This is a genomic window from Wolbachia endosymbiont of Drosophila pseudotakahashii (genome assembly GCF_026015925.1).
Taxonomy (GTDB): Bacteria; Pseudomonadota; Alphaproteobacteria; order Rickettsiales; family Anaplasmataceae; genus Wolbachia; species Wolbachia pipientis.
The window spans coordinates 208,938-221,953 of the sequence record NZ_CP110359.1 but is presented as its reverse complement, the minus strand read 5'-3'; the positions used below and the strand labels follow the sequence as shown (position 1 = coordinate 221,953).

Annotated in this window: 15 protein-coding genes; 9 read left to right on the top strand and 6 right to left on the bottom strand. The window is 34.9% G+C overall.

Annotation, left to right across the window (positions count from 1 at the left end; genetic code table 11):
• Positions 1-7: 7 nt before the first annotated feature.
• Positions 8-1,024 carry a uroporphyrinogen decarboxylase gene (gene hemE / locus ONI09_RS01125; RefSeq protein ID WP_265014164.1) on the bottom strand — a complete coding sequence of 339 codons (1,017 nt, stop codon included), beginning with the start codon at positions 1,022-1,024 and terminating at the stop codon, positions 8-10.
• Positions 1,025-1,426: 402 nt separating this feature from the next.
• Between hemE and ONI09_RS01120 the strand changes: the two genes are divergently transcribed.
• A complete protein-coding gene (locus tag ONI09_RS01120) occupies positions 1,427-2,245 on the top strand; it encodes a transporter associated domain-containing protein (RefSeq protein ID WP_007549273.1) in 819 nt (272 codons plus the stop codon).
• 66 nt (positions 2,246-2,311) lie between these two features.
• Here the strand turns inward: ONI09_RS01120 and ONI09_RS01115 are convergent, their stop codons facing one another.
• Positions 2,312-2,590: a hypothetical protein gene (locus tag ONI09_RS01115; RefSeq protein WP_406848657.1), complete on the bottom strand. Its 279-nt coding sequence runs from the start codon at positions 2,588-2,590 to the stop codon at positions 2,312-2,314.
• Between the two features lie 80 nt (positions 2,591-2,670).
• Complete coding sequence (locus ONI09_RS01110; RefSeq protein ID WP_265014163.1) at positions 2,671-2,964, bottom strand: hypothetical protein; 294 nt, start codon at positions 2,962-2,964, stop codon at positions 2,671-2,673.
• Positions 2,965-3,097: 133 nt separating this feature from the next.
• Here ONI09_RS01110 and purM point away from each other — a divergent pair, with 133 nt between their 5' ends.
• Positions 3,098-4,135 carry a phosphoribosylformylglycinamidine cyclo-ligase gene (purM, locus tag ONI09_RS01105; RefSeq protein WP_265014162.1) on the top strand — a complete coding sequence of 346 codons (1,038 nt, stop codon included), beginning with the start codon at positions 3,098-3,100 and terminating at the stop codon, positions 4,133-4,135.
• Here the strand turns inward: purM and purC are convergent.
• Positions 4,132-4,854 (bottom strand): phosphoribosylaminoimidazolesuccinocarboxamide synthase, encoded by a 723-nt coding sequence (gene purC, locus ONI09_RS01100; protein ID WP_265014161.1) that lies wholly within the window; start codon positions 4,852-4,854, stop codon positions 4,132-4,134. The genes purM and purC overlap by 4 nt on opposite strands.
• 74 nt (positions 4,855-4,928) lie before the next feature.
• Here purC and trmD point away from each other — a divergent pair, with 74 nt between their 5' ends.
• The 5 genes from trmD (at position 4,929) to terL (ending at position 10,238) form a co-directional block, all read left to right on the top strand.
• Entirely contained in the window at positions 4,929-5,639 is a 711-nt protein-coding gene (trmD, locus tag ONI09_RS01095) for a tRNA (guanosine(37)-N1)-methyltransferase TrmD (RefSeq protein WP_265014160.1), read from the top strand.
• The gene (rplS, locus tag ONI09_RS01090) at positions 5,623-6,000 is read left to right on the top strand and encodes a 50S ribosomal protein L19 (RefSeq protein ID WP_164225025.1); all 378 of its coding nucleotides are present in this window, start codon (positions 5,623-5,625) and stop codon (positions 5,998-6,000) included. Before trmD ends, rplS begins: the two co-directional genes overlap by 17 nt.
• Before the next feature lie 83 nt (positions 6,001-6,083).
• Positions 6,084-7,334: a phosphate ABC transporter permease PstA gene (pstA, locus tag ONI09_RS01085; protein WP_015589336.1), complete on the top strand. Its 1,251-nt coding sequence runs from the start codon at positions 6,084-6,086 to the stop codon at positions 7,332-7,334.
• A gap of 6 nt (positions 7,335-7,340) precedes the next feature.
• Complete coding sequence (locus ONI09_RS01080) at positions 7,341-8,138, top strand: phosphoribosylformylglycinamidine synthase subunit PurQ (protein ID WP_006279487.1); 798 nt, start codon at positions 7,341-7,343, stop codon at positions 8,136-8,138.
• 636 nt (positions 8,139-8,774) lie between these two features.
• On the top strand, positions 8,775-10,238 hold the full coding sequence (gene terL, locus ONI09_RS01075; RefSeq protein ID WP_265014159.1) for a phage terminase large subunit: 1,464 nt from the start codon (positions 8,775-8,777) through the stop codon (positions 10,236-10,238).
• A gap of 242 nt (positions 10,239-10,480) precedes the next feature.
• Here terL and ONI09_RS01070 read toward each other — a convergent pair whose 3' ends face one another.
• Together ONI09_RS01070 and lipB are read right to left on the bottom strand one after the other, a co-directional pair.
• On the bottom strand, positions 10,481-11,506 hold the full coding sequence (locus tag ONI09_RS01070; protein ID WP_264707345.1) for an LD-carboxypeptidase: 1,026 nt from the start codon (positions 11,504-11,506) through the stop codon (positions 10,481-10,483).
• Positions 11,506-12,123, bottom strand: coding sequence for a lipoyl(octanoyl) transferase LipB (gene lipB / locus ONI09_RS01065; protein ID WP_010081985.1), 618 nt, complete (start codon positions 12,121-12,123; stop codon positions 11,506-11,508). The genes ONI09_RS01070 and lipB overlap by 1 nt, the downstream gene beginning before the upstream one ends.
• 251 nt (positions 12,124-12,374) lie before the next feature.
• Here lipB and ONI09_RS01060 point away from each other — a divergent pair, with 251 nt between their 5' ends.
• Together ONI09_RS01060 and ONI09_RS01055 are read left to right on the top strand one after the other, a co-directional pair.
• Positions 12,375-12,608, top strand: a complete 234-nt coding sequence (locus tag ONI09_RS01060) for a DUF6290 family protein (protein WP_265014158.1) — start codon at positions 12,375-12,377, stop codon at positions 12,606-12,608.
• Positions 12,584-12,847, top strand: coding sequence for a type II toxin-antitoxin system RelE family toxin (locus ONI09_RS01055; protein WP_320109960.1), 264 nt, complete (start codon positions 12,584-12,586; stop codon positions 12,845-12,847). Before ONI09_RS01060 ends, ONI09_RS01055 begins: the two co-directional genes overlap by 25 nt.
• The last annotated feature ends 169 nt before the right edge of the window (positions 12,848-13,016 follow it).

Here is a 13,016-nt window from a genome sequence, read left to right as displayed (position 1 = left end):
TATTGTATTAGTAGCTTTTTACCAGGTTTACCAACGCAGCAATATTTTCAACTGGAGTATCAGGGAGTACTCCATGTCCGAGATTAAATATGAAGGGTAAATCTCTAAAGCAATCTATTATACGTTTTGCTTCTTTGATTGCTTCCGTTTTATTATAGGCTAAAAGATTAGGATCAAGGTTTCCTTGTAGAGGGATGTTTAGATTCGCTTTCGCCCATTTTATTGGAACATTATAATCTATACTTACTGCAGATACACCTGTTTGTTCGCAGTAATCTTTATAAAGATTTCCAGCAGACCTTGGAAAACCTATTATTGGAAAATCAGAAAATCTACCCCTTATTGCCAAGATAATTCTCTTTGTTGGTTCGATAACATATTCTTTAAACAATGGTTCCGATAACGCACCAGCATTACTGTCAAATAGCTGAATAACATCTGCTCCAAATTCTATCTGTTTAATTAGATAAATAATCGTTACTTCCGTTATTCGTTCAATTATTTCCTTCAAATACGAAGAATAAAAATTTAATACTTTGGAAAAAGTTTTGCTGCTCCCACCTTCTATGATGTATGAGGCTACTGTCCATGGTCCACCAGCAAATCCTATGAGAGATTTTTCTTTTGGTAATTGGCTTCTGACTTTTTTTATAGCGTTTAGAATTGGTAAGGTTTTAGTTTCAATTTCTTGTGGACCCTTCAATTCCTTAGGACTTTCCACGGGTTTTATTATTGGACCTACACCGCGTACGAAATTCACGTCACAACCCAAAACATCAGCTATTATTAAAATGTCTGAAAAAATTATCGCCGCATCCATGTCAAATCTTGTCACCGGCTGTAACGTCAATTCTGTCACTAAATCTGTGTTGTAGCATATCTCCATAAAATTATTCATATTTTCTACTGCTTTGCGGTACTCAGGAAGAGACCTGCCAGCCTGACGCATTAGCCAGATAGGCACTCTTCCACCCGGCTCATTTCTCTTAATAATTTTCGCTATTGTTGTTTTGCCGCTTTCCAATCTATTCTATTTATTCTTTTGTATATTAAAGTATAGTAATAATAATAGTTCTATCAATAACTTGTTACTAACTTAAAATTCAGTAAAAATTGGCGTTGTTCAACTTGTGGATAAATATGTGAGTAACTTTCTTATATTATTGATTTTCTGTTATGATTTATGTGTATAAGTAAGGTGTTTAGAGTGTTAGTAATTTTCTTTTATGGAAAATACTTTACCATCATGCATTGTTACACAACTATGTATATATTGTTGAAAAAGTTGTTGATCAATTGTTGGTATTTTATATCAACAATTGATTCACAAATTAATTTGACATTATTCACATGCTTATTAAACATTTAATAACAGTTTTCTTGATAAATCTAATCTGAAAACGTTTTTGCCATTACAGGGAATAAATTGAGTAAAAAAAGAACCTTAGTAGAAAAAATAGCATATAGAATTTTTCTCTTCCTTTTCAAAAAAGCTTCTGTGTTGAAAAAGTGTGCGACTGAGGCATTAATGAAAGATCTGCCAGACCTTAATATATTTAATGGTCTATTAAAATTCCGCGATTGTGGTATAATGGATATAATGACTCCACGTACAGAGATATGCGCAGTAGACATTGAGTCAAGCGAGCGTGAAATAATAAAGAAGATAAAAAACACTTGCCACACTAAAATACCAATTTATAAAAATAACTTTGATAACGTAATAGGCTTTTTTTATGTAAAAGATGTTATTTTTAATAGGGATAAAAATTTTAATCTGAAACATATTATACAAAGCGTAATATTTGTTCCACCCTCGATGAAGACAACTAATCTTTTTGTTAGGATGAACTCTTCTAAATCATGCTTAGCTATCGTATTGGATGAATATGGTGGAACTGATGGTTTAATTTCAATGACTGATCTTATAGAGGAACTAATACCAAACATTGATAGTGAAAACGAAATAAATTCAGAATATACCATTACTGAATTGTCTCAAAATAAGTTTGAAGTATCAGCAAGGGCTCTTATAAAAGATATAGAAGAGGATCTAAAAATAGAATTACGTGACCCTGAAGAAGACTATGTTACACTTGGTGGTTTGATTCTTTCGATTGCTGGTAAAGTGCCTTCTGTAGATGAAGTCATTAAATATAAAAATGGTATGAAGTTTATCATCAAAGATGCAAATGAGCGCTACATTAATAAAATAGTACTAGACTTAAGTGATTACAAAAATTAGATTTGGTACCCCTTGTCGGGGAATGCCTTGACACGAAGAAGAAGTTATAATAACCAAATATGCAACTCAAGTTATAGTTAAACCTATTTCCAGCAAATTATTTTCGCAAGTATAATGCATTTCAGTGTTATAGTACTCTAATAATAAAGAGGTCATATAGATATTAATATCTTTTATATTTAAATTAGTGTCATTTTTTTTGATTAATTTGTCTACTAATGATTTGCTTATTGGTTTGTGTTCATTTAGAATTTTTATAGTTAATAGCATTTTATCTTCTGTTTGACTCAGTAAAACAGATACTAGTTCAACTTCCGCCACTGCACTGGCTATAGTTAGCACCATATTGGAAATTATCTTATTTATCTTTTCAATTAAATCTTCCTTATTTTTTGCAGAGTATGCGTCTATTTTCCACGTAAGCTTTACTTTTTTTTTAATAAATAATTTTCGATATTAGATTTGGTCTTATCAAAGCTATAATTATCCATTGAAGAAGAATATGCCTGCTTCATAACTTTATGTTTATATATTAAATCATCGGAGCTTTCTTTAAGAAACAACAACGCTTCCTTCTGCGCATCAGCATCATTCTTATCTATTACTTCAAGCTCTTCTACGCCAAACGTTATTCCATTCATAGAGTTAGCAAAGTCATGAAGCAGCCGTCCTGATAGCAGTTCCGTTATTAACAGTATGTTTTTGGCATTTTCGTTCATTGGATAATTATAAATGATTTAAGTTACCTTATATTGGTAAGTATATAATAGTCAATTAAGAGAAAGTTTCGTTGCACTTTTTATATCAAGGCATTAATATAGTATTAACAATTTTAAAATTTATAAAAGGATTATGAATACTTACACCAGATCAGGAATAGATATTGAACTATATAATAAGTTAATAAAAGAAGTCAAGCCTATTGCTCAAGAAACTACTAGAGAAGAAGTAATCAGCGAAATAGGTTCATTTTCTGCGTTATTTGATTTTGCTGCACTAAGTAAGAAGTATGACCATCCAGTACTCGTTTCCTCAACTGATGGAGTAGGTACGAAACTGTTGATAGCTCAAGAAGTGAATAAACATGATACTATAGGTATAGATTTAGTTGCAATGTGTGTAAATGACTTACTTGCACAAGGAGCAACGCCTTTGTTTTTCCTTGATTACTTTGCAACAGGCGTTTTGACCAAAGATGTTTTATTATCTGTGGTTAAGGGCATTGCAGAGGGGTGCAAGCAAGCTAAAATAGCATTGGTTGGTGGGGAAACTGCAGAAATGCCTGGAATGTATGGTAATAATCACTATGACCTTGCAGGGTTTGTGGTTGGTGTAGTTGATCGAAAGCAAATTCTTCCAAACTGTAGTATGATGAAAGCAGGTGATTATATAGTTGGCTTAGAGTCAAGTGGAATTCACTCAAATGGGTTTTCTTTAGTGCGCCATGTTTTCAAAACCTTAGGTATAAATTATAACGATACATCTCTATGGAATAATAAATCTTGGAATGAAATACTACTTGAACCAACAAAAATATATGTTGATTCTTTGTTGCCTATCATGTCACAAGTAAAAGGTATTGCGCACATCACGGGTGGTGGTTTGGTAGACAATATTCCGCGAATTCTTCCAAAAAACTTATTTGCAAACATAGACATTAATTCCTGGAAATGGCCAGATATATTTTTATGGCTAACAAAGGAGGGTAAAATAGAGAAGAAAGAAATGCTAAAAACATTTAATTGTGGTATTGGTACGGTATTGATCGTAAGTTCTGAGAATATGCAAAACGTGAAAAATCATTTCCAAAAACGTGGAGAAAAAATTGAAATTATTGGAAAACTTGATGAGGCATATAACCCTCCACTTGATAGAGTAGTATTTAGTTAACCTAACTTTACTGACAGTCTTTTTGCAACTTCTAGGTATGCTTCCTTTAAATCTCCTAAATTCAAACGAAAAACATCTTTATCTAGCTTTTTATAAGTATTTTTATCCCATAATCTGCAGTTATCAGGGCTAATTTCATCAGCTAAAACGATTTTAGTACTGTCATTTATTAATCTGCCAAATTCTAACTTGAGATCAACTAAATATATACTTGCATTTGAAAATAGGTGAACTAATATTTCGTTGATTTTTAAAGTTGTAGTTTTAACTTCATCCATTTCTTTGCTAGATAGCCAATCAAAATACAATATGTGATTTTCACTTACCATTGGGTCGGCTAGGTCATCATTTTTGTAAAAAAAATCGATTATAGGAGATGCAAGCCTCTCACCTTCTTTGATATTAAAACGTTTGCAAAAGCTCCCAGCTGCGACATTTCTAACTACTACCTCAAGAGGTGTTATCTTGAGCTTTTTGACTAGCTGTTCTCTTTCATTCAGAGTTTTTATAAAATGCGTGCTAATTCCTGCTTCTTCGAGCTTTTCCATGATAAAAGCACTAACATGATTATTAATTATTCCTTTGCCCTCAATAATTTCATATTTTTCCTTATTGAATGCTGTGACATCATCTTTAAAGTGCTGTATGACAGTTGATGAATCTTCAGTTTCAATAATGGCTTTCGCTTTACCTTCGTATATCGTTTTATTCAGTGACATGTTTAATTTAACTATATATTATATCAATTTACTGTTCTTAGAGTGTAGCCCCAAATAACTTAAAATAAACCTTAATGGCATTCAATGTTACAATATTAACCATATTTCCAGAAATGTTTCCCGGGTTTTTGAACTATTCTCTTGCCGGAAAAGCGTTAGAAAAAAAAATATGGAGCCTTGAAGTAATAAATATTCGTTCTTTTGCAAAAGATAAACATTCAACTGTGGATGATGTTCCATATGGAGGCGGAGCAGGAATGGTTATGCGCCCTGATGTAATTGGTAGTGCAGTGGATAGTATGTTCTCTGTTCATAAAAACACTAAGTTTATTTACATGACTCCATCTGGCGCGAAGTTTAATCAGAATATTGCCAGAGAATTATTAGAGTTTCCTCATATAACAATATTGTGTGGTCGATTCGAAGGTATTGACCAAAGGATAATTGATGCGTATACTCCTTATGAGTTAAGTATTGGAGATTATATACTTTCAGGAGGTGAGCCAGCTGCAATGGTGGTTCTTGATGCATGCATTAGACTTCTTCCAGGTGTAGTAAATAATACCGGTAGTATTACTGAAGAAAGTTTTAATTATGGTGGTGGTGTACTTGAATATCCTCAATATACTAGACCTGAGCAGTGGAAGGGATATAAAGTACCTGAGGTTTTGTTATCTGGCAATCACAAAAAAATAAGTGATTGGAGGCAGAAGCATTCTCATGTTATAACAAAAAAGCGTAGGCCTGAATTATTGAATGGAGAGATAAATGACAAATTTACTTAAAAAATTTAACGAACAGCAAATGCAAGTGTTAGCTAAAGAAATACCAGAATTTCGTCCTGGCGATGATTTGAAGGTCACTTTTAAAGTAGTTGACGGTGCAAGTGAACGTATACAGATATTTGAAGGTGTATGTATATCAAAAAGGAACCGCGGGTTACATTCTTCTTTTGCAGTCAGAAAAGTTAGCCATGGAGAAAGTATAGTGTCTCAGTTTTTTGTTTATTCTCCTGCACTGGTTTCAGTGCAAGTGACAAGAAAAGGAAAGGTTCGTAGAGCAAAACTGTATTATCTGTGCAAACTATTTGGAAAAGCTGCAAGGATCAAAGAACGTACTACTTATGTTAAAAAGAAATCTAAGTAGATACAATAGGGAATGACATCAACGGTTATTAAACTGGACGTTTGTACAGCTGTGGGCTTGACGATGGGATCCAGGAAAAATAAATGAGTATAAAGAAAAAATTCCTTAAATTACTTCAGTCAAGGCGTGTACATGCTCGTATAAAAAGGAAAAATAAAAAGAACAGAGCGCTACGCTTTTGTTCTTTCACGGCACTAGTTATCTCACTTGGCTGTCCTGTGTGTATATTGTTGAGTATATTAGTTAACTCTTACAGTGCCTTAACAGTAACGAAAATTTTATTGCCAGTTGAAATAAATGCTGATCTTACTTTGGCGAGTAATCCTAGTGATTTGCGGTATAAGTCCATTGGCTTACTCAACGATTCTTTACGTAAGGTGTTTGGAGGAACTGATTTTAAAGACGGTGACGAAATTTTAAGTCGTAATTCTTACAAAGAACTAGAGAAATTTTTTCGTAAGAAAGTAAAAGATAGTGGTGAATATGAGATCTGGTTTACCGCGTCAAGTATAATTAATTCAATAAATAAAGATAAATATTTGAATGATCGTTATGCTAAATTACTTGATTGGCTAAAAGAAAAGAGGAGAGTGAAAAAATTTTTTAATAAGTCTTTATTCCTTAAATCTGACTCTCGTGAACCTGAGAATGCAGGGATTTTAGGGGCATTTATCGGTTCATTAATGACAATTATAGTGTGCCTAGCATTAGCATTACCAATAGGAATTATGTCGGGCATCTGTCTTTACGAATTTATGCCTAAAAATAGGCTAATGACTAATATTGTAGAAATTAGCATAAATAATCTTGCTGCAGTGCCTTCAATAATATTTGGTGTAGTGGGCTTAACTCTCTATCTTGGCATATTTGGGCTACCACGCTCTTCACCACTTGTTGGTGGAATGACTCTTTCATTTATGATGTTACCTAATATTATAATTGCAACAAAAAATGCCTTTGCGAATGTTCCTATTACGATAAAGGATGCAGCGTTTGCGCTCGGTGCACCTCACATCAAGGTGATATTAGATCACTCTTTACCGATTGCGTTACCAAGAATAATACATGGTACTGTGCTTGCAATTGCAAGGATTTTAGGTGAATCTTCTCCTTTACTTATGATGGGTATGGTGGCATTTATTGCTGATACACCTACGTCCTTTTTCGATCCGGCGACTGTTCTACCTGTGCAAATATACATCTGGTCAAGCAATCCTGAAATTGCATTTGTTGAACTTGCTGCTATCGCAATTATAGCTTTATTATTGGTGTTATTTGCGTTAAATTTAGTAGCAAATTTTGTAAAAAGGAAATTCGAATTTTTTAATTTTTAGCAATTCATGAAAATCACAGTCCTATCTGGTTATGGCTTAAATTGCGAAAAAGAAACTGCATTTGCATTTATGGAATGCAGCAGAAAACTTGGTATTGGTAATATTGAAGTAAAAATCGTTCACATTAACGATATCATAGATAATCCAGGTGAACTGAAATTAAGCAATATACTTGCAATTCCAGGGGGTTTTTCTTATGGTGATGACACTGGTGCTGGTAATGCGTTTGCTTTACGTATTAAAAACAACTTGTTGGATGAGTTTCAAGAGTTTTTATCTCAGGACAAGCTGATTATAGGAATATGTAATGGTTGTCAGATATTAGTAAAATTAATTCCAGAATTCTCTAGTCTAGCTTTAATCCATAATGATATAGGCAATTATCAATGCCGTTGGATTAGAGTGAGAGTTAATTCAAAGAGTAATTCTGTTTGGCTACGGGGCCTGAGTGAACTATATCTCCCTATTGCTCATGGGGAAGGCAAATTTTTTATGGATCAAGATATTTTGAACCAATTGATTGAGAGCAATTCCACCGCATTACGTTACATTGATAAAAATGGCAACTATGCTAACCTACAATTTCCTTACAATCCGAATGGATCTACATACGACCTAGCAGCTTTATCAGATAAAAGTGGGAGAGTGCTAGCTTTAATGCCCCATCCAGAAAGGGGAATATTTTTTACCCAGCAAGATAATTGGCCCCTTGAAAAAGAAAAGAGCAAGCGTTTAGGTGTTGCTGTGCCAAAATATGGCGATGGAATGCTTATATTTGAAAATGCACTGAAGTATTTTTGTTAAAATTTATTGATAGGGATTTATGGTCGAAATTATCCCCTGATATTGCAAAAAACTTGCTTGACAAGCCTTGCCGGTCCCCTTATCATGAAACTGAAGCTATTTATTTATCTTCTCTGTGCAGATTAAATGACAAAAAAACTCACGTATCTGGCGTCCCATGTTTAATTTTTTGCACTATGTGCATCTTATGTCTTTATAAAATTTCTAGGTTTTTACCTAATATAAGCTGAAATGCGCTTATAAAGCATTTAAAATATCAAAAAGCGCCAACTTAAAAAATGGATAGTGAATAATTAGCTACCCTAGGGTTTCTTTTGCCTTTTTTTCTGTTTAGTAAATTTCTTAAATATTTATGACTAAAGGTTAGTTGCATTAAAAAGCAGCTAAATCGCGGTTATTAAGCGTTTAGAATAAAAAAACGCCATACTTGAAAGTATAATGTAAGTAATTAGCCAACCACGGGGCTTCTTTTGCCTTTTTTTTATTTGGTAAATTTCTTAATATTTATAGCTAAACGACAACCGTTATCCCGCTGCTTGTTAGCGGGATCTAGAGATACCGCAACGTCTCACCTATAGCCTTCAGTGCTCCTTTTTTTGTCATCCCAGCGTCACGCGTTGGTTTCAACATTATATCATGAACTTTCTAAAATTCATTGAACTGTGTTTTCAAACGGTAGTGCCGGGGTGTGAGTATAATGATTATCAGTATATAAAAGTCATAGCAGACAGACTTGAAGCGGCAAATGTTGGCAAAATGAGGCGAATAATATTCAATATGCCTCCGCGTTCAATGAAGTCCCTGTGTGCTAGTGTTGCGTGGCCCGCATGGATACTGGGAAATCAGCCAACTGCAAGAATAATAGTTGCAAGCTACTCTCGGCTGCTTAGCGAAAAGCACTCGCTCGATACAAGATGCATAATGCAGTCTAGTTGGTATAGAGAGCTGCTTCCAGAGGTAGGACTATCCAAAGATCAGAATACCAAATACAAATTTCAAACAGTGCAGAGAGGATACAGAATCGCAACGTCAGTTGGAGGGACGTTAACAGGTGAAGGTGGTGATTTCATCATCGTGGATGATCCACTGAGTCCCGCCCAAGCTTTGAGTGAAACGTTTAGAAAGCGTGCTACAAATTGGTTTGACCAGACTTTAGTAGCCAGGCTCAACAATAGAAAAAAAGGAGTAATTGTTCTTGTGATGCATAGGCTACATCAAGAAGATTTAACCGGGCACCTTCTCTCCAAACCGAAAAACATATGGAACCATACTTGTTTACCGATGATATCTGAAAATAAGGAGATTATCTATTCAATCAAAAAGCCAGCGCCTCCTTTTCTTGTTCCTGTCACCCGAGTAACTACAAATGAGTACAAAAGCTGGATTACAGCATCAAGTGCTAGAATGACACCACCCGTAATATTATACTCAAGAGAAGAAGGTCAGTTGCTATATCCCCTCGATGGAGGAAAAGAAGAAGTTGAGATGATAAAGGTTGAACTTGGAAGTTACGCTTTTGCTGCACAATATCAACAAAACCCTCTGCCACTTTCAAGTGGTATAATTAAACGAGAGTGGCTGAAGCGCTATAGAAATTTTTCTGATAGTCTCTCATATGTCACTCAGAGCTGGGACACTGCAGTTTCAACAAGCAGCATGAGCAACTTTAGCGTCTGCACCACCTGGACAAAAGTGGGCAATAAATTCTATTTACTCGATGTATATCGCGCAAAGCTTGAGTATCCAAAGCTTAAAGAGCAAGTTCTGTCACTAGCTGCAAGATGGACACCGCACGCAATTTTAATCGAAGCAAAAACAAGTGGTCAGCAATTGGTGCAAGAGCTAAAGACAAACAGTGATTTACCAATTATCGAAATAGTACCACATGATGACAAACTCACTCGATTTTATCAAATTGTTCCGATTATAGAGTCTGGCAAGGTTTTTCTGCCGCACCAAGCAGTATGGCTGAACGATTTTGAGTATGAGATTTTAATGTTTCCTGAAACTCGACACGATGATCAAGTGGATAGTACCGTGCAATATTTGCAGTGGGTGAGAGATAGTAGCTCTAGGGTCGCAGCTTTACGGGCATTGTGATTTGAGTCTACCAGATCCAAGTAGTCAGCTACTTGCATGACACCCTGACAACCGTCATCCCGCTACGTGTTAGCGGGATCTAGAGATACCGCGAATGAATCGCGGTATGACGGTTCGTGGTGGTATGACAGTTCGTGGCGGTATGACGGTTCGCGGCAGCATGACGATAAGCTCGTCATCCCGCTACGTGTTAGCGGCTAAGAGATACCGCGGCGGTATGACGGTTAAGTACGTGTTAGCGGCTAAGAGATACTGCGGCGGTATGACGTAGAGCTCGCGTTAGCTATAAGATTAGCTAAATTCTGCACGTCCATAAAAAACAAACCTTCTTTTTCGTCTTGAACGCTAATAATAGCGTGAGTGTTAAAAGGTAAAGGATCATTTGTATGTCCATGGCCTACCCCTTTCATTGTAAATACAGGAAAGTTAACACTTTTTGCAAACCTTTCTTTTATAACTTCAACAAGGTTATCGTTATAGCAGTTAACGAAATCCCCAAAGATTACTGCATGTACTCCATCAAAGATGTGAGCTTGTTTTAGGTGATCTAAACTGCGCTCTATTGCGTATGGGTAGACTCTTATGTCCTCTAAAAATAGAATTTTACCTTTCGCATTTATTTGCCAAACAGTTCCTATACTGTTTTCAACTAAAGTCATATTACCACCGATGATTTTAGACTTTAATCTGCCATCTTTTAGTCTAATGCCATTATTTATCGTCTTTAGGTTATCAAATCTGATAGAATCCCGCTTGTTAAGAATTAACTCTTTCAATTTTTCAACAGAGCTTTCAGAAACGGAGTTATTTACTATCATTTCCAACATGGTGCCGTGAAGAGTTTGCCAATCATATTTAGCTTGTAGATGGATGTGCAAGGCAGTTATATCGCTATAGCCTATGAGGATCTTTTTGTTTTGAGCAATCCTTTCTTTTTTATCATTGGGTAACTTTTCTAGATAGGGAATTAACCGAGAAGCCCCTTCTCCTCCTCTGATACACCAGATTATTTTACTATCACCGGTTAGTGCACTAACCAAATCATTTGCTCTGAATTCATCAGAGTTGGAATAAAATGGATTATCATTACTATATATTTTCTCCGAAATATGGGGATTAAAATCCAAAGCTTCTACATATTCTTTTATGGTAGTCAGATCTGATTCTTTTCCCTTGGAGGAAGGAGCAATAATATCAACTTGGTCGATTGCATGAATACTTGTGTTAGCACATAAAGTGAGAATGAAATATAAAAGATAAACAATCATTAAAATATCTTATAAAACTCTTTTTTTAGTATATCATCCAATTCAGAGAGTGGAACTTTCACTCCTAGTTCTTCCATTGACGTGACGCCATAACCTTGCAACCCACAAGGAATAATACCCTTATAGTGAGAGAGGTCTGGAAAGACGTTAAGCGCTATGCCATGATAAGTTACCCATTTTCTTAAGCGAATACCAAAAGCTGCAATTTTTTTTTCTACTCCGTTATGGTTTACCCAAATGCCTATTCTATCTTCTCTAAACTCTCCAAGTATATTAAATTGCTTTAAAACATTTATGATCCACTTACTTAGATCTCTAATATATAGCTTTATATCGCATTTGTTTCTTTTTTTAAGGTTTAACATTAAATATATAATGCGCTGTCCTGGACCATGATATGTGTGTTTACCACCCCTTCCTGTTTTATATATGGGAAATAGTTTTTCAACAATATCATCAGCTGTTGCACTGATTCCTGCAGTATAAAGTGGAGGGTGCTGGAGTAGCCATACCAATTCGTCTGCTGAATTATTGTGAATTTGTTGAATTTTCTCTTCCATGGATTTTACAGCACAGTTATAATCAATAAGCTGATTAGATATTAGCCATTCTGTCATATTCTATTTCTTTTTTTTTAGTATAGCAGTTCGTTTTTTCCTGTTATTCCAGTGTGTGACACTGGGCGCAGCCTTTCTTATTCCTAATATACTTAATACTAACTTCTGTGCTATTTCTCCTTAACAAACATAGTACATGACAAATGTTTAATTATTTGTCAACACAGGTCCTCTTTACGTATAGGCAACTTTTTTTATTGAAAAATTCAGAAAAATGTTGTATACTTATTAGTAGATTTTAGGTAAAATATATGGCAAACTCAAAGTTTAGCATAACTTTCAACAACGAAATTTCAGAGTGTCTTGCTGGACTGGCTAAAATAAGAAATAAGTCCATTAAAGAACTAACAGAGAAGCTAATACAAGAAGCAATTGAAAATGAGGAAGATAAAATACTAATTGAGCGTGCTGCTAAACGTAATGTTTCAGGTGTAAAGAAAATTAGAAGTGAGGATGTAGACTGGGATACAATATTATCTTCATAGAAAGCGTTCTTGAGAAAGACCTTCCAGCTCTTCCAAAAACAATAAGATTAAGGATCATAAATGCGATAAATAAGCGCCTTACAGTTGATCCCATTAACCTTGGTGAGCCATTATATTACAGATTTAAAGGACAAAGAAGATTAAGGGTAGGTGATTATCGCGTTATCTATTCCGTAAATATTATAAAATATGAAGTGGTTATCACAGAGATAGGACACAGAAAAGATATTTATAAGTAAGTACATCATATAAATATTAAATATATTTTTACTCCTTCCTGATTCATTTTCTACCTTAGGTGGCTTCGCTCAGCTCAAAAAAAAAGCTCATTCTTTTTGCTACCCCTTATTGTGCCTGCCATTTAACTATTGTGTAGAGATTGCTCTCAAACATAATGTTCGTACGTTA